This is a genomic window from Cyanobium sp. WKJ7-Wakatipu (assembly GCF_024345355.1).
GTDB classification, from domain to species: domain Bacteria; phylum Cyanobacteriota; class Cyanobacteriia; order PCC-6307; family Cyanobiaceae; genus Cyanobium_A; species Cyanobium_A usitatum.
Genome location: NZ_JAGQAY010000005.1, coordinates 127,719 through 148,110 on the forward strand (window position 1 = coordinate 127,719; position 20,392 = coordinate 148,110).

The following is a 20,392-nucleotide window of genomic DNA, read 5'->3' on the forward strand; positions in this document are numbered from 1 at the left end:
AATCAGAGGGCGGCCAGAAAGCGCTGCAGGCGCTCGAGACCATCCTCGATCGTGGCAGGTGACGCGGCACAGGAGAGACGAATGCAGCGATCGTCGCCGAAGGCAACTCCAGGCACCACCGCTAGGCCCACCTCATCGAGCAGGCGGTTGCACAGGGTCATGGAATCGAGGCCGAAGCCGCTTACATCGGGGAAGGCATAGAACGCCCCCTCCGGCGGCAGCAGTTTCAATCCTTCGATTGCCATCAGCCCCGCACTGAGCAGGCTGCGGCGCTCGTTGAACTGGGCCGCCATGGCGTGCACGCAGTCGCGGGGCGCTTCGATCGCAGCCAGGGCTCCGAACTGGGCAAAGCTGCAAACGTTGCTGGTGCTCTGGCTCTGCAGGGCGCTGGCGGCGGCCACCACTGGCTGGGGGCCGGCCAGCCAGCCGATGCGCCAGCCGGTCATGGCCCAGCCCTTGGCGAAGCCATTCACCGTGAAGACGCGATCGGCCAGGTCTGGTGCCACGGCGGCAAAGCTGTGGTGGGTGTGGCCTGGGGCTAGCAGGAATTCATAGATCTCATCGCACACCACGGCCACCTGGGGATGGCGGCGCAGCACGGCGGCGATCGCGTCCAGCTCAGGCCTGCTCAGCACCATGCCGGTGGGATTGCCGGGGCTGTTGAGCACAAGCAACTTGCTGGCTGGAGTGATGGCTGCCTCCAGTTGGGCCGGATCGAGGCGGAAGCCTTGGGCCGCTGAGCTGGGCAGCATGGTCACCGTGGCGCCGGCCAGCTTGGCGATCTCTGGATAGCTGAGCCAGTAGGGCGCCGGCAGCAGCAGCTCGTCGCCCGGCTCGAGCAGCACCTGGAACAGGTTGTAGAGCGCCTGCTTGCCGCCGTTGGTGACCACCACCTGCCGGGCGGTGGTGGGTATGCCGTTTTCAGTGCTGAGCTTGGCGGCTATCGCATCGCGCAGGGCAGGCTCGCCGGCGGCCGGGCCGTAGCGGGTGTGGCCTGCCTCCAGAGCAGCCGTGGCGGCCTGGCGGATGAAGGCCGGGGTGTCGAAATCAGGCTCGCCGGCGCTGAGGCTGCAGATGTCCTGACCATCGGCCTTGAGGGCCTTGGCTCGGGCGGCAATGGCCAGGGTGAGGGAGGGCTGGAGGGCCCGGGCCCGGGCAGAGAGGGCCGGAGTGGTGGTGGGCGCGGCGTTCATCCCTGTGTCCGGCATCAGGACGCGCGGCTTCAGCACTAACTGTCATCCTGCCTTACGGATTTGCCGCGTACGGTTCAAAGGGGCACGAAATGGCCAGCTAGTTACACGTTGATGGTTTTGCCGTGACGACGTCTACCCCTGCAGCGCCCGATCCCCTGGGGCAGTTGCTGCTCGATTGCGCAGCCTGTCGCCGCTGTGATCTGGTGGCGGAGAGGCAGCAGGTGGTGGTGAGTCGGGGCAATCCCGCCGCCCGGCTGATGCTGATCGGCGAGGGACCAGGCGCTCAGGAAGACAGCGCTGGCTTGCCTTTTGTGGGTCGCTCCGGCCAGCTGCTCGATCAGCTGCTGGCGGCCGCTGGCATCGACAGCAACCGAGATGCCTACGTGGCCAACGTGGTGAAGTGCCGCCCCCCCGGCAACCGCAAGCCCACGGCGGCGGAGATGGCCGCCTGTCGCCCCTGGCTAAATCGCCAGATCGATTTAGTGAATCCGGCCGTGATCCTGCTGCTGGGGGCTACGGCGCTGGAGGGGGTGCTGGGTATTAAGGGCGGTATCACCAGCCTGCGGGGCCAGTGGCGCGCCAGCGAGATAGAAATTTTGCGTGGCCGCCGCCTGATGCCGGTCCTGCATCCCTCCTATCTGCTGCGCTTCAACTCGCAGGCCCCGGGATCGCCCCGCGCGCTCACGGCAGCCGACTTCCAGGAGGTACGCCGATCCTTGCTGGCCCTCTAAGGGAGTGATGGCGAAGCCCCGAGGCCTTAGAGGCGGCTGGCAGGGATCCAGCCCTCTCCTTCATCTGCAGAGGCATCAGCGTTCCATCCGAATTCGTGTCGCGCGCCAACCCCACCCGTCTTGCTGAACTGCTCAATGCGTTTGACGCCCTCGTCGCTTGAGCGGCTTTTGTGACAGGCTTTGCCCTTCCCGGCCCCCCGCTTCACCCAGCCATGACCGGCACCTCGGCTTCCTACGACAGCGTGGCTCGCTACGACACCTTGATTCACCGGCGCCAGACCCGCAGCGTGCGGGTGGGAGATATCTGGATCGGCAGCGATCACCCGGTGGCGGTGCAGTCGATGATCAACGAGGACACCCTTGATATCGAAGGGGCTACGGCCGGTATCCGGCGGCTGCACGAAGTCGGTTGCGAAATCGTGCGACTTACGGTGCCTTCCCTGGCCCACGCCAAGGCGGTAAAAGAAATTCGCCAGCGGCTTGAAGACACCTACCAGCCGGTGCCATTGGTGGCCGACGTGCACCACAACGGCATGAAGATTGCCCTGGAGGTTGCCCAGCACGTCGACAAGGTGCGGATCAACCCGGGTCTGTTCGTGTTTGACAAGCCCGACCCAAATCGCACCGAATTCAGCCCCGAGGAGGTATCCGCCATCGGTGAGCGCATCGCCGTAACATTTGAACCGTTGGTTCAATTGCTCAAGCAGGAGGACAAGGCCCTGCGCATCGGGGTCAACCATGGCTCCCTGGCTGAGCGGATGCTGTTCAGCTACGGTGACACGCCCCTGGGCATGGTGGAGAGCGCCATGGAATTCATCCGCATCTGCGACCGGCTCGACTTCCACAACATCTTGGTGTCAATGAAGGCCTCGCGGGCGCCGGTGATGATGGCCGCCTACCGCATGATGGCTGACCGCATGGATGCGGAAGGCTTCCCCTACCCCCTGCATTTGGGAGTCACCGAGGCAGGCGATGGCGACTACGGGCGAATTAAAAGTACCGCCGGCATTGCGCCCTTGCTGGCTGAGGGTCTAGGCGACACGATCCGGGTGTCCCTCACTGAGGCCCCCGAGAAGGAAATTCCTGTTTGCTACTCGATCTTGCAAGCCTTGGGGCTGCGCAAGACGATGGTGGAATACGTGGCCTGCCCCAGTTGCGGCCGCACCCTGTTCAACCTGGAGGAGGTGCTGCATCAGGTACGCAACGCCACCTCCCATCTCACTGGCCTCGATATTGCCGTGATGGGTTGCATCGTTAATGGCCCGGGCGAAATGGCCGACGCCGACTACGGCTATGTGGGTAAAATCCCCGGCACCATCTCTCTCTATCGGGGTCGGGACGAGATCCGGCGGGTGCCGGAGGCCGAGGGAGTGGCAGCCCTGATCGCCCTGATTAAGGAGGACGGTCGCTGGGTTGATCCCTGAGTGCCTGCTCACTTCCGGTAACCCGCCCCGGTTGAGGTTGGATAACGGCGCTAGCTTGAGAGGACCTTTCCCGGGCCCTGAAGGCTCTTCCAGATGCCCAGCTCCCGCGCCAGCATGCTTGTGCTGGTTGGCATAGGCGCTTGTGCGGCCACGGCGGTGGTGGCTAGGGAAGTGGTGACCCCTCCCGGGGGCTCATCCCTCATCAGCGACAGTCCCAAGGAAGTAATCGACCAGACCTGGCAGATCGTCTTCCGCGACTATCTGGATATCAACGGCAAGTACAAGCCAGAGCAATGGCGCAGCCTGCGGCGTGACGTGCTCGCCAAGAGTTACGGCAGCCCTAAGGAGGCCTATGAAGCGATCCGGGGCATGCTCGGCAGCCTTGATGACCCCTACACCCGTTTTCTCGATCCAAGGGAATTCAAGGAGATGCAGATCGACACTTCCGGAGAACTCTCCGGGGTGGGAATTCAGCTGAGCCTGGATAAGGAAACAAAAAATCTGGTGGTGGTTTCACCGATTGAAGGTTCGCCCGCTTCGCGAGCTGGCGTTCAGCCCAAGGATGTGATTGTGGCGATCGACGGCAAGTCGACCAAGGGCATGAGCACCGAGGATGCCGTCAAGCTGATCCGTGGTCAGGCCGGCACCAAGGTGACCCTCACCCTCAAGCGCAAGGCTCAGACCCTGGAGTTGCCCCTTACTCGGGAGAGCATCGAACTCCATGCCGTCGACCACCAGATCAACACCAGTGCTGATGGCGTCAAGGTGGGTTATATCCGCCTCAAGCAATTCAATGCCACCGCCACCAAGGACATGCGCCAGGCGGTGAAGGACCTAGAAGAAAAGGGGGCCCAAGGTTATGTGCTCGATCTGCGCAGCAACCCAGGCGGCCTGCTGATGGCAAGCGTGGAGATTGCCCGCCAGTGGCTAAACGAAGGCACGATCGTTTCCACCAAAACCCGTGACGGCATCCGGGATGTCAAGCGCGCCAACGGCCGTGCCCTCACCACCAAGCCCATGGTGGTGCTGGTCAATGAGGGTTCAGCTAGCGCCAGTGAAATTCTCTCCGGCGCCCTGCAGGACAACAACCGGGCGGTGCTGGTGGGCCAGAAAACCTTCGGTAAGGGCTTGGTGCAGTCGGTGCGGGGTCTATCCGATGGCTCCGGGATGACTGTGACCATCGCCAAATACCTCACCCCCAGTGGCCGCGACATCCACAAGCACGGCATCGACCCTGATGTGACGGCAAAAATGACTGAGCTCGAGGCCCAGCGCCTCAAGCTCGAGGATCTCGGCACCAAGAAGGACAGCCAATACCGGGTGGCGGAATCCACGCTGGTGAAACGACTTCGCAATGCAAATAGCGTGGAGAAGGCCTACAACCCACGCAGCGCCAATGTGCCGGCGGCTTTGGCCCCTCAGGACTCCAGCGCGCCATAGGCGCTGTAGCGCCTGCGAATTTCCAGATGAATACCCGGTTCGGGCTGCCAGCACAGGGCTACCTCTTCTGGCACCCCAGACTGCCGGCGATCCGCCGTTTGGAGGGTTACGCCTAAAGCTGCCGGCAGGCCCCAGGTCAAGCCTGGGCCAGTGGGGGCCGAGCAAGCTAGGGCCTGAAGCGGCGCGGGAGGTAATGGTTCCTCCATCCCTGGCCTCGCCTCGCTTACAACCACCAGCGATTCGAGCCGTTCGCTGCCATGGCGAATCACGGCGCGGCGGCGGCGCTCGCCCCACACCAAGCAGAGCTCGCTCAACCAGGGCCAGGCACCGATGCGATCGGGGCCCAGGCTCCAGTGCCCCTCTGGGCTGATTTGCATTTCCGCCGGAGGCTCAGCAAAATCCATTGAGCGCACCTGGCCATTGCTGACGTTGGTTAACGCAGCCACTACTTTGCCGCCCTGGTGTTGCACTGAGAGCTGGCTTTTGAAGCGCTCCTGCTCCAGGCCACGGCCATCACAGCGAATGAAGCAGCCCTGCCAATCGCCAGAGTTGCGGGAGAGCAAGGTTTCACGCCGCATCTGGGCAGTAAGCGGCGAGAATGGCGTGTTCATATAGAAATTTGGTGGCTGTGCCGCTTGATTCGCCCCCAGCTCAAATGATCCACCCTGCATCTATTTGGGAGATCAAGCCATGGTGGTGCCAGCCCTGGAGCATCTTGCTCACCGGTGCAGTTGTGGTGGCAGGAAGCTGGTTGCTACTTCAGCGCTGGTGGATCACCGCGCCTATAGCCATTGGGGTGCTGGCTTGGTGGCTGCTTTTTCTGGTTGTGGTGCCGGCTGGTTATCAGGCCGAACTCCGGGCTGCTGAAGAACCTGAAAAGACTTGAAATCCGCTTGATTTAAAGCGCCTAACTAGGCGAAGTCAGGCCACCGGCTGCATCAGTCCACCGCCTGGGCCGGAATCGTCGTCATCGTTGTTGTTGCCGGGACCCGGTTGAAGCAGGGCATACATGCCGATCGCCAGGAGGCTCACCACCCCAGAAACGAGGCTGAACCCGCCCCCTAAGCCCGAACCTGCCCCGATCACTTCGCCCATGGATCGCCGTTACACAACTTCTCATGAATGTAACGGATTTTTGCGGGACCCGGTCGGATTAAGGGGCCTTGGGCCTTAGAGCAGCTCGCTTGCGGCGCCTACACCGCCAGCACCTCTTCATTGCGGGCCTTGAGCTGCTCGCGCCGCTGGGCTTCGGTGAGGCCATCGCTGCCTGGGATCTGCTCCGCCATTTGGTTGAGCCAGCCCATCAGCTCCTCGAGCTGCTTCTCAGCAGGCAGCACCCCCAGGCCCCGGGCCAGCACCTTGGCAGTGGCGCCCGATCCGGGCTGAAACACCAGGCGGCCATGGAGGTGCTGGGGCAGGCCTTGGCGCAGTAGGCGGAAGGCGGGCTCCTCCATGGGGGTTTCCAGGGCGATGTTGGGTTTTTCCGGCTTGATGCGGGAGAAGCCGCAGCGCTTGGCCACCAGCTTCAGCTCCATCAGCTGCAACAGCGAGATCACCGGCGCCGGAATGGCGCCATAGCGATCCACCCAGCCGGTGGCCAACTCCAGCAACTCCTCCTTGCCGCCGCATTCGGCGGCGGCCCGGTAGGCGGCGATCTTCTCGTCGTTTTCCGTGATCCAATCGCCTGGGATGAAGGCGGTCACAGGCAGGTCGATCTGGGTGTCTTCCACCACTGGGATGTCCTGGCCTTGGATTTCAGCCAGCGACTCCTGCAGCATCTCCATATAAAGGTCGAAGCCGATGGTTTCCATCTGGCCGCTCTGCTCCACCCCCAGCAGGTTGCCGACGCCACGGATCTCCATATCGCGCATGGCCAGCTGGTAACCAGATCCCAGCTGGGCGAATTCCTGAATCGCCCGCAGCCGTTGCCGTGCCGCTTCGCTCAGGGAGGCATTGCCGGGATAAAACAGCCAGGCATGGGCCTGGATACCGCTGCGGCCCACCCGGCCCCGCAGCTGATAAAGCTGGGCCAGGCCGAACTTGTGGGCGTCCTCGATCAGGATCGTGTTCACCCGGGGGATGTCAAGGCCGCTCTCCACGATCGTGGTGCAGAGCATCAGGTCTGCTTCGCCGGCGTTGAAGGCCACCATGGCGCTCTCCAGCTCGCCTTCGGCCATCTGGCCGTGGGCGACCAGCAGCCGCAGGCCCGGGATCATTAGCCGCAGGCCGGAGGCCACGTCTTCGATACCCTCCACCCTCGGCACCACGTAAAAGATCTGGCCGCCGCGGTCGAGCTCCTGGCGGATGGCGCTGCGCACCGCCTCCTCGTCGAGGGCGGCCAGGTGGGTCTTGATTGGCCGGCGCAGCGGTGGTGGTGTGGTGATCAGGCTCATCTCCCGCACACCGGAAAGGCTCATGTAGAGGGTGCGGGGGATCGGCGTGGCTGAAAGGGTCAGCACGTCTACGTCTTTTCTCAGCGCCTTGATCTTTTCTTTCTGGTTGACGCCAAAGCGCTGCTCCTCATCCACCACCAGCAGACCCAGCTGCTTGAAGCCAGTGCTTTTGGACAGCAGCTGGTGGGTGCCCACCACCACATCGACCGTGCCTTCGCCCAATCCTTCCAGGATTGTTTTGCGTTCGGCGGTGGTGCGGAAGCGGTTTAGCAGGCTCACCTTCATCGGGTAGGGCGCAAAGCGCTCCGAAAGGGAGCGCCAGTGCTGCTGCGCCAGCACCGTGGTGGGGGCCAGCATCGCCACCTGTTTGCCCGCCGTGACGGCCTTGAAGATGGCCCGGATCGCCACCTCGGTTTTGCCGAAGCCCACGTCGCCGCACACCAGCCGGTCCATCGGTTGGGGCTGCTCCATATCCCGCTTGACATCGGCGATGGCCTTCACCTGGTCGGGGGTGGGCTCGTAGGGGAAGGAGTCTTCGAGTTCGTGCTGCCAGGGGCCGTCGGCGGGGAAGGCGAAGCCCGGTGCCTGGTGGCGCTCGGCGTAGAGCTTGACCAGATCCACCGCCACCTTGCGCACGGCCTTTTTGGCGCGCTCCTTGGCCTTGGCCCAGGCCGTGCCGCCCATGCGGTTGAGCTCTGGAGGCGCATCGGTGCTGGCGCGGTACCGGCCGAGGCTGCCCAGCTGGTCGGCGGCAACCCGCAATAGGCCGTCGGCGTATTGCACCACCAGGTAGTCGCGGGATTCGCCGCCGATCGCCAGCTTTTCCAGCTTCAGAAACTTGCCGACGCCGTGGTTGCGATGCACCACGAAATCGCCCGGCTGCATCTTGCCCGGATCCACGGTGCGGCTAGCAGCCTTGCGGCGCCGGCGCACGTAGCCGCTGGCGGCCAGGGCGTGCTGGCCAAAGAACTCCCGGTCGGTGATCAGCACCAGCCGCCAGGCCGGTAGCTGCAGCCCTTCGAGCTCGGCGGTGCCCTTGGTTTTCAGGGCCACCGGCGTGGCCTGCTCCACCAGTCGGTCGATGGCCGGAAAGTCGGCGGGATTGGGCACGAAGCGGGTGACGCAGTCGTGTTCCTCCAGCAGGGCTACCGCTCGGCTGGGCTGGGCCGACAGCAGCCAGACCGTGGCTTTCTCGGCCACAAAGCCCTTCACCAGGCCGGCCAGCTTGCCGAAGGCGTTGGGGTAGGCCGGCACCGAGCGGGAGGCCAGGTCAAAGCTGTTGGGGTGCTGGTCGGTTTCGTGTAGCTCGGCCAGATCGAAACCGGCAAACACCTCCGCCTGCTCCAGGGCGTCTGCCGCCGGGCGATGCAGGAGTGGCGGCAGGATGGTTGGCGCCGCGCTGGCATCTAGTCCCAGCTCCTTCACTACGTCGGCGTAGTGGTCGCAGGCATGGTCAAACCACTGCTGGCCATGGGAGAGGCAGTGGCGCCGCTCATCGATGGCGATCAGGGTGTGGGCCGGCAAATAATCCAGCAGGGAGGCCGGCTGCTGCCAGGCCAGGCCCATCAGCCGCCGCATGCCCTCCGGGGTGCCCCCTTCGAGTAGCTGCTCAAGGGCTTCTGGGCTGAGCATTTGCTCGAGCCCATCGGGCATCGACTCGCGCAGGGCATCGGCGATCAGGGGGCCGTAGCCGGTGGGTGTGAGGCGCACCACTTCGATGGCGTCTAGGGAGCGCTGGGAGGCGGGATCGAATTCCCGCAGTTTCTCCAGTTCTTCGCCAAACAGCTCCAGCCGCACGGGCAGCTCGGCACTCACTGGAAACACATCAACGATGTCGCCGCGCCGGCTCCAGCTGCCCTCCTGCTCGATGGTGGGCACCCGTTCGTAGCCGAGCCGGCTGAGGGTGGTGGCGAGCTGTTCAAGGTCGATCGTGTCGCCCTTACGCAGGCTCAGGCATTGATCCCGCAGGCTTTCGGGAGGCGGCAGGTGCGGCTGCAGGGCCCTTTCCGTTGCCACGATTGCCAAGCGGCGGGGGGCATCCAGCAGTTCGCTGAGCACCTGCAACTGGCCCCAGGTGATTTCGCTGGTGGGGTCAAAGGGCTCGTAGGGGCTGCCCTCGCTGGTGGGGTAGAGCTGGCAGCTGTTCCACCCCATCAGCTCCAGCAGCGCTGCCCAGCGGCCCGCTTCCTCCAGGGTCGGAACCAGAACAAGCAAGGGCGCCTCTGCAGCCCCGGCCAGGGCGCTGCTCACCAGGGCCCGCGCACTGCGCCCCGCCCCATTGAGCCGCAGGCGGTCGGCCCGCTGCAGACGCAGCAAAACCTCGCCGGTGAGGGGCACCTGCTGCAGCTGGCGCACCAGGGCGGTGAGGGGCATGGGGTCAGGGAATCTCAGAAGGCTCCGATCTTCGCAACTGGTACCAGAGTGGTGTTGGTTGCCACCAACTTCTGCTTCGACTTCACTGTCTGTCCAAGCCCAACAGCCTGTCCAACCCCAACAGCCTGCGCAAGGCGCCAGCCGTGTTGGCGCTGGTTGGCTTGCTGGCTCTGCTGGGGGCTTGCTTGGCAAGCGAGCCTGCGCGCCCAACGGCCCAGGCGGCAGGCCTGCTGCCTGAACAGGAGGCGGCTTTGCTGCAGCGACTGGCTACAGCTGATCGTCAGTGGCTGCCGCGGGCTGAAACCCTACCCAGTGGTGCAATGCGTTACCACTACCGGCGCCGGGCAAACGAACCCAGGCTGTCTGTGGCGGAGCTGCGGGCCCTGATCGCCAACCCGCCCAGCTTTGGGGCCGAGCGCCTGGCGATCGGTGAGCTGCTCATGGTGCTGGCCAAAGCAGGGGTGCGTCTGGAGCTGGGTAAGCCCCGCAAGCCTGGGGCGGCGGGGGAATGGGACCCGGCAGCACGCACCATGCGCATTCAGCCCCGGGTGGTGGCGAAGGGCAGTGTGGAGTTTGCCCGGGTGCTCAACCATGAGGCGATTCACGTTGCCCAGAGCTGCAGCAACCGGGGATTGCGTTCCCGCCCCCGGCCCCTGGGTCTGCCCTCGGCCTTGCCCGATCACCTAACTGGGGTGCTCAATGAATCCGTCTACAGCCAGGCATCGGAGCAGGAGCGGCAACTGGAGCGGGAGGCCTATGCCAATCAAACCCGCTTGGGCTTGGGGGCCCAGTTGGTACGCCGCCATTGCTAATTCGAGCGTCGTCTCTTTCAAGGTGACGTCCCTGGCGCATCATTACGGGCGAGCCACTCACTTTCCAGCAACATATTAAATTGCAGTAGTTGGCTGTCGCTAAGTAGTTGGCGGCTGGCTAACGCAAAGTGTTCCTCAAGGAAGGCACGACCCTGGCCCGGATCCCACTGCAACTGGCTAAGCAGCTCCTCACACTGGCTGAGCAGCTCCTTGCGCCGTAAGGGGGGTGGTGCGCTGGCGGGTTCGCTGCCATCGGCAAAGCCTTCTAGGGCTTGTAGGTAGGCCAGCAGGTCCCCATAGCTGGTGAGTCGGTTGCGGTTGGGGTGGCCGAATACCCGCTCGAGATAGACGGCCTCCTGCTCGCGATTCCAGCCGAGCCGCTGCAGCTGTAAATCCAGTCTTGCCAACTCGCTGCTCCAATCCTCCGGGTCGGCCGGCGGTTCTTCGATCGCCTGGGCCGGCGGGGGGCTTGGCGCCGCTGGGTGCTCGGCTTGGGGTTTGGGCTGAACCTGGGGGGGCGGACTACTTATCCGGACGGGCGTGGGTGCGCTCGCAGTGGGTGGTGCGGCCACTGGAAGGTGTTCACCCAGGCGTTGGCGGGCTCGGTCTTCTGCAGCCTCGGCGGTCGCTGCTTCGCCCAGGGCCGCGTCGATTACCTGGCCAGCACGGCTTATTTGCACCAGCACCACTCGGCTGCCTGGTTCGGCATGGAGCAGCTGGACGTTTAAATGCAGTTCGCCTAACGGATGCTCCAACCAAGCTTTCTAGAGTGGATCCCATCTTGACCCGCTGCAGCCCGTGGAAGCGGAGTCGATCCAATCCCTCACCCCCCTGCTGAACCAGGCAGACCAGTGGCGTGAGGTGCTGTTGTTGCTGCCCCTGTTGGTGGCCTTAGAGGCGGTGCTCTCCGCTGACAACGCGATTGCCCTGGCGGCGATCGCCCGGGGCTTGGAGGATCCGGCCCGTCAGCGCCAGGCCCTCAACATCGGCCTGGCCTTGGCCCTGGTTTTTCGGCTTGGTTTGATCGTTGCTGCCCGCTGGGTGCTCAATTTCTGGCCGCTGCAACTGGCGGCGGCGGCCTATTTGCTGTGGCTTTGCGGGCGCCACCTGCTGCTGGTGTGGTCTGAGCCCGAAGAGGGGGCCGGCGCGGCTGGTGCTGCTGATGGTGCAGCCACCGCAGGAGCCAAGCCCGGCTCGCTGCACCACGCCGGGCTTGGCTCAATTGTGGCCACCCTGGCCCTTACCGATCTGGCTTTTTCGCTTGATAGCGTTGCCGCAGCGGTGGCGGTGAGTGATCGGCTGTGGCTGGTGATGGCCGGTGGGGTGATCGGCGTTATCGCCCTGCGACTCACCGCAGAGCTGTTTATTCGTTGGCTTGAGGTCTACAAGCATCTGGAAACGGCCGGCTACCTGGCGGTGGGGCTGGTGGGTATGAAGCTGCTGCTGCGCCTGGGCCTGCCCCAGGTGGTGCCGCCGGAGTGGCTGCTGCTGCTGCTGGTGGCTGCTTTGTTTACTTGGGGCTTTTCGGTGCGCCTGCCTCTGGCGCCGAAACCGCTGGAGCCATGAGGGTGGAGCTGCGCCAGATCGGCAGCGATCGCCTGCTCGATTGGCTTGAGGTGCCAGAGCTGGCTGAGGTGCCCCATCCGGGCCGTTGGCTTGAGGCTGGCGGCCGCAGTTTTTTGGTGCTGCAGCGGCGCCACCGCTATCAATTGCGCAATGGGTGCTACGAACTTGCCAGTGTGGCTCTGCAGGTGAAGCCCCAGCGCCAGCCCACCGATGCCCGCTGGTGGCAAAACCAGTGGGTGATCGGGAACCCCGATTGCCGTTTCAACGCCCGCAGCCCGCTGCTGCGCTGTGCCGTGCTTCCCGATGGCCCATGCGAGCGCTGTAGCCACTTCGCTGGTCCCTAGGGTGGGGGATCACGCAACACCTGCAATCCGTCAGCCCTCTCCACGATCCGGCACAGAGGTTGCCGATTCCAGTCCGGCGGCGGTGGACGCTGCTGCGCTCAGCAGCGATGCTCCCGAGCTGCTTGACTTTGCATCGTTTGGGCTGGGTGAGCCGATCTTGAAGGCGGTAACCGAAAAGGGTTACACCAAGCCCTCACCGATCCAGGGCCAGTGCATCCCGGCGGTGCTGGCGGGTCACGACGTGATGGCGGCGGCCCAGACCGGCACGGGCAAGACCGCCGGTTTCACCCTGCCGATGCTGGAGCGCCTGCGCCACGGCCCCCCCGCCCGCGCCGGCATTGTGCGCTCCCTGGTTCTCACCCCCACCCGCGAGCTGGCTGCCCAAGTTGGCGAAAGCGTGCGGGCCTACGGCCGCTACCTCGATTTGCGCAGCGACGTGGTGTTCGGCGGGGTCAAGGTGAATCCCCAGATCTCCAGGTTGCAGCGCGGCACTGACGTGCTGGTAGCCACCCCGGGCCGGCTGATGGACCTTTATCAGCAGAAAGCCCTGCGGCTCGACCGGGTCGAGATCCTGGTGCTCGATGAGGCCGACCGGATGCTGGATATGGGCTTCATCCGCGATATCCAGAAAATCCTGGCCCTGCTGCCGCCCAAGCGTCAAAACCTGCTGTTCTCAGCCACCTTCTCTGGGGATATTCGCCGCCTTGCCACCGGCCTGCTGCACAATCCCGTGCAGCTCCAGGCCACTCCTGAAAACCGCACCGCTCCCACGGTGGAGCACCTGCTCCATCCCTGCGACATGGATCGCAAGGGTGATCTGCTCAGCCACTTGATCAGCAGCAACAACTGGCAGCAGGTCCTGGTGTTTTCACGCACCAAGCACGGCGCCAACCGCATGGCCGAGCGACTCACCCGCGAGGGGATGTCGGCTTCGGCTATCCATGGCAACAAGAGTCAGGGAGCTCGCACCCGAGCCCTGGCCGACTTCAAGGCTGGTTCTTTGCGGGTGCTGGTGGCAACAGACCTGGCTGCCCGTGGCATTGACATTCACCAGCTGCCCCACGTGGTCAACCTGGACCTGCCGAACCAGGCGGAGGACTACGTACACCGGATCGGCCGCACCGGCCGGGCCGGCCACAACGGCCACGCAATTTCCCTGGTGGCAGCTGAGGAAAGTGAGCTGCTGCGGGCCATTGAGCGCATGATCGGCACCCGTCTGCCGCGGCAGGAGGTGCCCGGTTTTGAGCCCAAGGTGCTCTCTGCTCCACCCCTGGATCTCAGCGGTGGTCGGGGTAAGGGCAGGGGCGGTGGTGCCCGCAGGGGTGGCCCCCCAGCCGGACCCTCCCGCAGCGGCAGCGATGGGGGCCGCCGGGGTCGCTACAGCTCTGGGCGTTGATCAAAGCCCTAACGGCAGCAATCGACACACCGGCTAAGGGTTGTCTCCGCTCGGATGGGGACGTTGATATCTCCCTCAATGCCCTACGAGCCCGGATCCCCTGAATGCCGCGTCCTGATCGACTGCAAGGTTCAGATCGAGTCGATGCTGCTGGCCCTGGGGCGCATCGACAACAGCCAGCACATCCTCGACCAGCTGTTGTCTGTGCATAACCAACTTGAGGGGCTGCACGCAATCCACCGCAAGGCAGTTGCCGCTCCCCTGGCTGCGGGCGAGCCTTGAGGATCAACCAGCTGCCTGGGCAGCTAGGAGCCCGCTGTTCTGTCGCCCCATTTCAAAACCGTGACAGGTGGCATAGGCGCTGGCCAGGTTTGCTACCCGGTGGTGCAAGTGGGGCTGTTGCTCATGGCTGACCACGTAGCGGCCTGTCGTTTCCCTGTAGATCAAGCAACCATTGCCGGTTTCGCCGACATAGGACAGTTCGTCTCCCATGGTTGCCGAGCAAGGTCTCCTTCCTCTCTAGCTGCGGTTACTAGCGCCGAAAAGTGAGGGAGACCTAGCAACACAGAACTTAAGTTGGGTCTAGGTGATCCCAAGCTGATCACCTGCGCTGCAGCCCAGTTGTTGCAGCAAGCTCTGGCCTTGGGCAGGTGACTTGCCCTCCAGTTGGGCTGCTCTTACCAGCAATGGGCAGCCAGCAGTGCCAACCACGAGGCCCGCATCGGCAGCGAGCGCCAGCACGGTTCCTGGTGCCGCTGCTGCCGACAACGATCCCTTCGACAACACTCCTGGCTCCGCTAGTAAGTAGCGGGCTTCTGGGCTCAGTTGAGAAGCGAGCCTGGCGACCAGAGGTTCGGTGGCTAGAAGTTTCAGCCGCTTGCCCTGCCACTGGGTGACGGCGCCGGGGTACAGGCCCATCACCCGACGATGAATTTCCAGAGCCGACTGGTTCCAGTCGACTAACAAGTCGTCTTTGGTGAGCATCCGGGCGTAGCTAAGGCCCACTTCTCCCTGGACACGAACCCCGAGCCGGGCTAGCCGTTCGGTTTCTGGTCCCGTTCCGGCGGTTTCGATGCGCGGCAGGGCCTCTACCAGCAGCTCGGCGCTGAGCTGGGCGAGCCGCTGCCCCAGCTGCTGGGCGTTCTCCAGCAGGCCAATGGAGATAGAGCGCTCCAGCAGCACCGGCCCGGTATCGAGGCCCTCCTCCATGGCCATAATCCCGACGCCGGTGCTGCTGTCGCCCTGCAGTAGGCACCACTGGATCGGTCCGGCGCCACGCCAGCGGGGCAGTAGGGAGCCGTGGGCGTTCCAGCAGCCCAGGGGGGGCTGGGCCAGCACCTCTGGCGGCAGGATCTGGCCAAATGCCACCACAATGGACACATCGGCGCCGAGGGCGCCAAGCCTGGCCTGGAGCTCGGGCTCGCGGCGGATCCGCTCCGGCGTGAATATCGGCAGGCTTAGCTCAAGGGCGCGTGCCTTGACAGGACTTGGCAGTAAGTCCTTGCCCCGCCCCCGCCGCCGATCAGGCTGGGTAACCACCCCCACCACCTCGTGCCCTGCCGCTACCAGCCCATCAAGGCTGGGCACCGCGTAGGCGGGGGTGCCCCAAAACAGAATCTTCAAGGACAAGGATCTTCAACGACAGATGATCAGGCCTCGCCGGTGATCGAGAGCCCTTCCACCCAGACGTAGGGGCAGAGGCCATCTGGGGTGATCTTGGCTAGGCCTTCAAAGCCGACGATCGCCTTCATCACGGTGCGGATGTCGCCGGCGACGGTGGCGGCTTCGATCGAGCGGCTGACCCCACCCTCAACCAACCAGCCGTCAAAAGGCAAGGAGAAGGAACCCTGGCTGGCTTTAACTCCAGCATGCAGGGCTGATAGGGAGTCGATCACCACAACGGGGCCGGAATGGTTTAAGCGATCTAGACCCTGCTGGCCGCCGTCGCTGCCAGGGGTAGCCCCAATCTCGAACCAATCGGCCCCCACAGACACCTTTGCTCCCATGCCGGCATGGCCGGTGGGCGCCACCCCAAATGCTCGGGCCGTGGCCTCCGAGTGCAGGAAGTTTTTCAGCACGCCCCCAGCCACTAGGTCTAGGGGCGCGGTGGGGGTGCCCTCGCCATCGAAGGCAGAGGCGCCCACATTGCCGGGGTGCAGGCCGTTATCGCGGATGCTCAGAAAGGGCACGGCAACGCTGTCGCCGAGGGAGTCGCGGTGGCTGAGGCTCACCCCATCGAGCACGGCCCGGGCATTGAACAGGCTGCTGAAGGCCCCGATCAAGTCGAGGAAGGCTTCCGGGCTGAAAACACAGGTGTAGTAGCCAGTTTCGATCGGTGCGTAGTCAAGGTGGGCGATCGTGCGCTCGGCGGCCTCTTCGATGCAGCCGGCGATGTCGAGTTCGGTGGTGCCGTAGGCCAGGCGCACGGCACCGGAACTGCGTGGTTTGCGACCGGCTTCCTCTGCCCTGGCGTAGAGGTAGAGGCTGGCGGTGGTCAGGGTCTGGTGGCGGCAAGCCCCCTCGCTGTTGAGATAGAGGCGCTCGCTGCTGCGCTGGGCCAGGCCGTTGTAGGGAACTGTGCCGATGGCTATGTGGCGATCAAGCAGTTGCCGTTCGGCCTGTTTGAGGGTGTCCAGCAGGCTGAGGATCGGCTGGGGTTGATGCAGCGGTTGATCTAGTGGGGCCAGGGGTGCGGTGGCCAGGGTCGAGAACGCCGGGGTTTCCTCCGCATTGCCAAAGGCGCTGGCGTCGCGGGCGCCGCTCAAGGCCCGGGCCAGGCCGGAATCGCTGAGGTCTGAGGTGCTGGTAATGCCAACTAGGCCGTCGCCGTTCCACACCCGCAAGGTGATGGCGCTGCGTTGGGCCCCTTTCATCTGTTTGGCTTCGCCGCGGTCTACCTGCACGGAGGTGTCGGTGCTGCAGGAGGCGCCGAGATCCCATTGCTGGATGCCGGCGCCTTGGGCGAGTTGCTGGAGCCGGCCGCTGAGGGCCTCGGCGTTCAGGGTCTGGATGGTGGGCTGGGTCATGGTCAGCGTCCTCCCACGGTGATTGAATCCACCTTGATGTGGGGCTGGCCGACGGTCACGAAGATGCTGCCGCTCACGGAGCCACAGAAGCCCGCTGCTAGTTCCAGGTCGTTGGCGCACATCGAAATGCGCGGCATCACCTCCTTGGCTTCGCCAATCAGGGTGGCCCCCTTTACCGGTTTGGTGAGCTGGCCGTTTTCAATCAAGTAGCCCTCCTCCACGGCGAAGTTGAACTGGCCGGTGGGGCCGACGCTGCCGCCGCCCATCGATTTGCAATAGAGCCCCTTGTCGACGGAGCCGATCAGCTGCTCGGGGGTGTGGGGGCCGGCGGCGATGAAGGTGTTGCGCATGCGGCTGGCAGCAGCAAAGGTATGGCCCTGGCGCCGGCCGCTGCCCGTGCGGCTGTGGCCGGTGCGCAGCTCGCCGGCTCGATCGCTGAGGAAGCGCTTGAGAACCCCGTTTTCGATCAGCACGGTGCGCTGGGGCTCCATGCCTTCGTCGTCCATGGAAAGGGAGCCGAAGGCGCCGTCGCTGAGGCCTTCATCGATGGCCGTGACGGCTTCGTGGGCAATGGATTGGCCGACCATTTCGGCAAAGGGGGTGGTGCCCCGCTCCACCTGGGTGGTTTCCAGCAGGTGGCCGCAGGCCTCATGAAAAATCACGCCGCCGAAGCGGTTGGCCAGCACCGCAGGCATCTGACCGGCTTCGACGTAATCGGCGTAGAGCATGGTGCCCACACTCGAGCACACCTCCTGGGCGGCGGCGTCCGCGTCCCATTGGCGCAGGTCATCGGGGCGATCGGAGGTGCCGTAGCGGCGGCCGAGGCCGGCGCGGTGGTCGCCGTCGGCGGCAAGCACGTTTAAACCGAGGGACTGGTGCAGGCGGATATCGCGGGCAAAGGTGCCATCACTGGCAGCAACCAGCACCGACTGCCAGTCGCGGGAGTAGCTGCCGCGCCTGGCCTGTAGGTGGCTGCCGTGGTGATCGAGGCGGCAGGTGCCCTCCAGCAGCTTCAAGGTGGCTTCAGCCAGGCAAGGGCAGCTATCAAGCCAGTCCAGCTTGGCGGCGGCGAAATCGCGCATCACCTGCAGACCTTCGAAGGGGCTGGAGTTGCTGCTGCTGTGGCTCAATCCGAGCATGCCGAGGGCTTGCTCAAGGGCCTGCATCAGGCCGCGTTCACTCAGGTCGTTGGTGCTAACAAAGCCATCGCGGTCGCCCAGGAACACCCGAATACCAGCGCCCATGCCGAAGGCAGGGCTGACGCTGGTTATGGTGTCCTGCTCAGCCAAGATGCCGAGGTGGTCGGTGCGCTCTAAGAAAATCTCAACTAAATCGGCACCTGCTGCCCTGCCGCTCGCCAGTAAGGCCTCCAGCCGCAGCATCCAGCTTTGATCAAATGCATCTGCCGCTACCACTGCCGGCTGGGCTGCAGCCGACTGGAGAACAACTGGTTTGGAGGCAACCAAAAGAACTCAGCGAAGGAATGATGTAACTGCAGGCCAGGCAAAGGCAGGCCAGGCCCAAGAAAAAAATCAGCGCACTTGCTCAGCGAACTTGCTCAGCGAACTTGCTCAGCGCACTGAGGGCTGGAATTGCTCGCTGCGGATAGCAGGGGTGAAATAAAGCTTGGCCATTTCTGCGCCATTGGCGATCCAATAAGGCAGCTTGCGCAATACTTTTATTGCTCCAGGAGCACCGCTTGCGTCGGCCTCGCTGAGCTTGGCGTTGTTGCTAACCAGACGTTCTAGGCGGGTGTAGAACTTGGGATGGTCAACATTCAGCACCACGGGGAACACTCTGGCGGAGGTCTCGTTGGTTTTAGCAATCACGACCTTGTCGTATTCGCGAGCATCGAGGCCCAGGGCTTCGTAGAACTCTTTGCGAGCAACGTCTCGGACATACATGGTGGCAAATACTGCCAGCAGGAAGAAGCGGCACCAAAGCCTGGCAGTGAAGCCGCGCACGGTGTCTGGCTGAGCCTTCATCAAGGCATCAAAGAAATCGCCGTGGCGGTTCTCGTCTTGGCACCAATTCTCGAAGAAGTTAAAAATCGGGAAGATCTTGCTTTCTGGATTTTTCTCTAGGTGGCGATAGATGGCGATGTAGCGCCAGTAGCCAATCTTCTCGCTCAAGTAGGTAGCGTAGAAGATGAATTTAGGCTTGAAGAAGGTATACGACTTGCTGGCGGTCAAGAAGCCCAGGTCCAGTTGCAGCCCAAAATCTCCCATGGCTTTATTGAGGAAGCCGGCATGGCGGGCCTCATCGCGCGCCATGTGTGCAAAGCACTCGGCAAGCAGCGGATTTTTGGTTTTGATGCGGCGGCTGAGCTCCTTGTAGAGCAGGAAGCCAGAAAATTCAGAGGTGCAGCTCTGCTCAAGAAACTCAACGAAAACCCTGCGGGTGTCAGGATCTAGCTTCTCGGCTGCCCCCTCAAACTCGCCGTTGCGCACGAAGTGGTGACGGTTGTAATCCTTGCGGAACTCCTCGCATATGGCCTCAAGCTCCACCTCATTTGGCCGCAGATCCATCGCCGCCATGGCGTCGAAATCTGTGGTGTAGAAGCGGGGCGTCAGGATCGTGTCTTTGGCCGGATCTTTGACGGCTGGTGCACCGGACGAGCCCGCAGAGGCTTGACTGGGGCTGGTGGTAGCGCTGGCAGTTGCGGCTGGAGGCACCATCGAGGCTTGCGGCTTACGGCAGTTCCTGCATCGTAGAGGGCGTGGCAGTCAGTTCGGGCCGAGCCATTTCTGACCGTTGAGCCGCTGCACCAGCCGCGATACCAGCAGCGCCAGGCTCATCTTCTTCTCGTCGATCAGAAACGACTCCAGCAGGCTTGGCTGGCCGCCTGCCTCTGCCAAAGCCACCGTTTTGGCTGAACTGATATCTGGTTTGGTGAAGCACAGCCAGAAGCGACGCCGACCCGGCAGCTCCCCTTGAATCATCCAGCACTCCGACCCCACCACGGGCATGGCTCCTTGAACAAAGGCCAGTTCGGCAGCAGCTCCTCCGTAGCCCTGGATCTCTTTGGCCAGGGCCGGGATCAGTAGCTGAGGCACAAAGATCTCAAACGGCTGGTCTTCCACTGCAGGCGGTTTGGCCTTTGCGGGTTGATCTTTGGCGGCTGGCTGGGCGGATTCGCTCACCGTTGCAGGCCCCTTTCGGCATCGTCCTTGGACTTTACGCAGGTTGCCAGGCAGTTAGCTCACCAGTCGTCACTGCTGGGGATGTCCCAGCCATCACCCACGGCAGCGGCCTGGGCCACCACCGGTTCGCCTTCTGAAGCTGGATTGCTGCCTTTGCGAATCACCCGGAAGGGCACGGCAACGGTTGGGGCTGGTTCGCCAGGGGGTCTCTGCGGCCCGGCTGCGGCTCGAGGGGCTGGCCTTGCTGGCTCGCTTTGGTTTTGCTGCTGCGGCTGCCTCCAGTTCTCCTCGGGGGCACTGGCGCCGCCGCGCACTTGACGGCGCAGGGTGAGCGGCCCAGTGCGCAGGGCTAGGGCGGCTCCGGCGGCGCTCAGCCCGGCTCCCGCGCTGGCGGCCAGGGCTATCCAGGCTCCGATTGGCAGGGCCGGGCTGGTCCAAACCAGCAGGCGCAGGGCCGCATTGGGTCGGGGGTTTAGGGCGCCTACCAGCAGCACCAGCAGCAGGGGAGCCAGCAGGGGGAGCAGCAGCAGGCGTTGCAGCAGGGCCAATGG

General features: G+C 63.9%; 21 protein-coding genes. 9 read left to right on the top strand and 12 right to left on the bottom strand.

Annotation, left to right across the window (positions count from 1 at the left end; genetic code table 11):
* Window positions 1-2 precede the first annotated feature (2 nt).
* Complete coding sequence (locus tag KBY83_RS05025; protein WP_255018576.1) at window positions 3-1,193, bottom strand: pyridoxal phosphate-dependent aminotransferase; 1,191 nt, start codon at window positions 1,191-1,193, stop codon at window positions 3-5.
* Between the two features lie 122 nt (window positions 1,194-1,315).
* On the opposite strand from KBY83_RS05025, the gene KBY83_RS05030 reads away from it, so the two are divergent.
* The 3 genes from KBY83_RS05030 (at window position 1,316) to KBY83_RS05040 (ending at window position 4,788) form a co-directional block, all read left to right on the top strand.
* Window positions 1,316-1,924, top strand: a complete 609-nt coding sequence (locus tag KBY83_RS05030) for a uracil-DNA glycosylase family protein (RefSeq protein WP_255018577.1) — start codon at window positions 1,316-1,318, stop codon at window positions 1,922-1,924.
* A 212-nt stretch (window positions 1,925-2,136) separates the two neighbouring features.
* On the top strand, window positions 2,137-3,348 hold the full coding sequence (ispG, locus tag KBY83_RS05035; protein ID WP_255018578.1) for a (E)-4-hydroxy-3-methylbut-2-enyl-diphosphate synthase: 1,212 nt from the start codon (window positions 2,137-2,139) through the stop codon (window positions 3,346-3,348).
* A 93-nt stretch (window positions 3,349-3,441) separates the two neighbouring features.
* Window positions 3,442-4,788: a S41 family peptidase gene (locus KBY83_RS05040; RefSeq protein ID WP_255018579.1), complete on the top strand. Its 1,347-nt coding sequence runs from the start codon at window positions 3,442-3,444 to the stop codon at window positions 4,786-4,788.
* Here KBY83_RS05040 and KBY83_RS05045 read toward each other — a convergent pair.
* Window positions 4,767-5,399 (bottom strand): DUF3598 family protein, encoded by a 633-nt coding sequence (locus KBY83_RS05045; RefSeq protein ID WP_255018580.1) that lies wholly within the window; start codon window positions 5,397-5,399, stop codon window positions 4,767-4,769. The two genes, KBY83_RS05040 and KBY83_RS05045, sit on opposite strands and share 22 nt — an antisense overlap.
* A 44-nt stretch (window positions 5,400-5,443) precedes the next feature.
* Here KBY83_RS05045 and KBY83_RS05050 point away from each other — a divergent pair, with 44 nt between their 5' ends.
* The gene (locus tag KBY83_RS05050) at window positions 5,444-5,674 is read left to right on the top strand and encodes a DUF6737 family protein (RefSeq protein ID WP_255018581.1); all 231 of its coding nucleotides are present in this window, start codon (window positions 5,444-5,446) and stop codon (window positions 5,672-5,674) included.
* Window positions 5,675-5,709: 35 nt separating this feature from the next.
* Here KBY83_RS05050 and KBY83_RS05055 read toward each other — a convergent pair whose 3' ends face one another.
* Entirely contained in the window at window positions 5,710-5,883 is a 174-nt protein-coding gene (locus KBY83_RS05055; RefSeq protein WP_193486056.1) for a hypothetical protein, read from the bottom strand.
* Between the two features lie 98 nt (window positions 5,884-5,981).
* Complete coding sequence (mfd, locus tag KBY83_RS05060; RefSeq protein WP_255018582.1) at window positions 5,982-9,554, bottom strand: transcription-repair coupling factor; 3,573 nt, start codon at window positions 9,552-9,554, stop codon at window positions 5,982-5,984.
* A gap of 143 nt (window positions 9,555-9,697) precedes the next feature.
* Between mfd and KBY83_RS05065 the strand changes: the two genes are divergently transcribed.
* Window positions 9,698-10,366: a hypothetical protein gene (locus tag KBY83_RS05065; RefSeq protein WP_255018583.1), complete on the top strand. Its 669-nt coding sequence runs from the start codon at window positions 9,698-9,700 to the stop codon at window positions 10,364-10,366.
* 17 nt (window positions 10,367-10,383) lie between these two features.
* On the opposite strand, the gene KBY83_RS05070 is transcribed toward KBY83_RS05065, so the two are convergent.
* Window positions 10,384-11,121 (bottom strand): hypothetical protein, encoded by a 738-nt coding sequence (locus KBY83_RS05070; protein ID WP_255018584.1) that lies wholly within the window; start codon window positions 11,119-11,121, stop codon window positions 10,384-10,386.
* 43 nt (window positions 11,122-11,164) lie between these two features.
* Between KBY83_RS05070 and KBY83_RS05075 the strand changes: the two genes are divergently transcribed.
* From KBY83_RS05075 to KBY83_RS05090, 4 genes are all read left to right on the top strand, one after another.
* Complete coding sequence (locus KBY83_RS05075; RefSeq protein WP_255018585.1) at window positions 11,165-11,932, top strand: TerC family protein; 768 nt, start codon at window positions 11,165-11,167, stop codon at window positions 11,930-11,932.
* Window positions 11,929-12,276, top strand: coding sequence for a DUF6464 family protein (locus tag KBY83_RS05080; RefSeq protein ID WP_106501557.1), 348 nt, complete (start codon window positions 11,929-11,931; stop codon window positions 12,274-12,276). The genes KBY83_RS05075 and KBY83_RS05080 overlap by 4 nt, the downstream gene beginning before the upstream one ends.
* 118 nt (window positions 12,277-12,394) lie before the next feature.
* Entirely contained in the window at window positions 12,395-13,672 is a 1,278-nt protein-coding gene (locus KBY83_RS05085; protein WP_396093466.1) for a DEAD/DEAH box helicase, read from the top strand.
* 78 nt (window positions 13,673-13,750) lie between these two features.
* Window positions 13,751-13,954 carry a hypothetical protein gene (locus tag KBY83_RS05090; RefSeq protein ID WP_255018586.1) on the top strand — a complete coding sequence of 68 codons (204 nt, stop codon included), beginning with the start codon at window positions 13,751-13,753 and terminating at the stop codon, window positions 13,952-13,954.
* A 3-nt stretch (window positions 13,955-13,957) separates the two neighbouring features.
* On the opposite strand, the gene KBY83_RS05095 is transcribed toward KBY83_RS05090, so the two are convergent.
* From KBY83_RS05095 to KBY83_RS05125, 7 genes are all read right to left on the bottom strand, one after another.
* Window positions 13,958-14,164 carry a hypothetical protein gene (locus KBY83_RS05095; protein ID WP_255018587.1) on the bottom strand — a complete coding sequence of 69 codons (207 nt, stop codon included), beginning with the start codon at window positions 14,162-14,164 and terminating at the stop codon, window positions 13,958-13,960.
* 90 nt (window positions 14,165-14,254) lie between these two features.
* The gene (gene fmt, locus KBY83_RS05100; RefSeq protein ID WP_255018629.1) at window positions 14,255-15,295 is read right to left on the bottom strand and encodes a methionyl-tRNA formyltransferase; all 1,041 of its coding nucleotides are present in this window, start codon (window positions 15,293-15,295) and stop codon (window positions 14,255-14,257) included.
* A gap of 26 nt (window positions 15,296-15,321) precedes the next feature.
* Window positions 15,322-16,698 carry a TldD/PmbA family protein gene (locus tag KBY83_RS05105; RefSeq protein WP_255018588.1) on the bottom strand — a complete coding sequence of 459 codons (1,377 nt, stop codon included), beginning with the start codon at window positions 16,696-16,698 and terminating at the stop codon, window positions 15,322-15,324.
* A 2-nt stretch (window positions 16,699-16,700) separates the two neighbouring features.
* Window positions 16,701-18,080 (bottom strand): TldD/PmbA family protein, encoded by a 1,380-nt coding sequence (locus tag KBY83_RS05110; RefSeq protein ID WP_255018630.1) that lies wholly within the window; start codon window positions 18,078-18,080, stop codon window positions 16,701-16,703.
* Window positions 18,081-18,269: 189 nt separating this feature from the next.
* On the bottom strand, window positions 18,270-19,376 hold the full coding sequence (gene acsF, locus KBY83_RS05115) for a magnesium-protoporphyrin IX monomethyl ester (oxidative) cyclase (RefSeq protein WP_255018589.1): 1,107 nt from the start codon (window positions 19,374-19,376) through the stop codon (window positions 18,270-18,272).
* A gap of 48 nt (window positions 19,377-19,424) precedes the next feature.
* Entirely contained in the window at window positions 19,425-19,841 is a 417-nt protein-coding gene (locus KBY83_RS05120; RefSeq protein WP_106501563.1) for a DUF2996 domain-containing protein, read from the bottom strand.
* 59 nt (window positions 19,842-19,900) lie between these two features.
* The gene (locus KBY83_RS05125) at window positions 19,901-20,389 is read right to left on the bottom strand and encodes a hypothetical protein (RefSeq protein WP_255018590.1); all 489 of its coding nucleotides are present in this window, start codon (window positions 20,387-20,389) and stop codon (window positions 19,901-19,903) included.
* Window positions 20,390-20,392 lie beyond the last annotated feature (3 nt).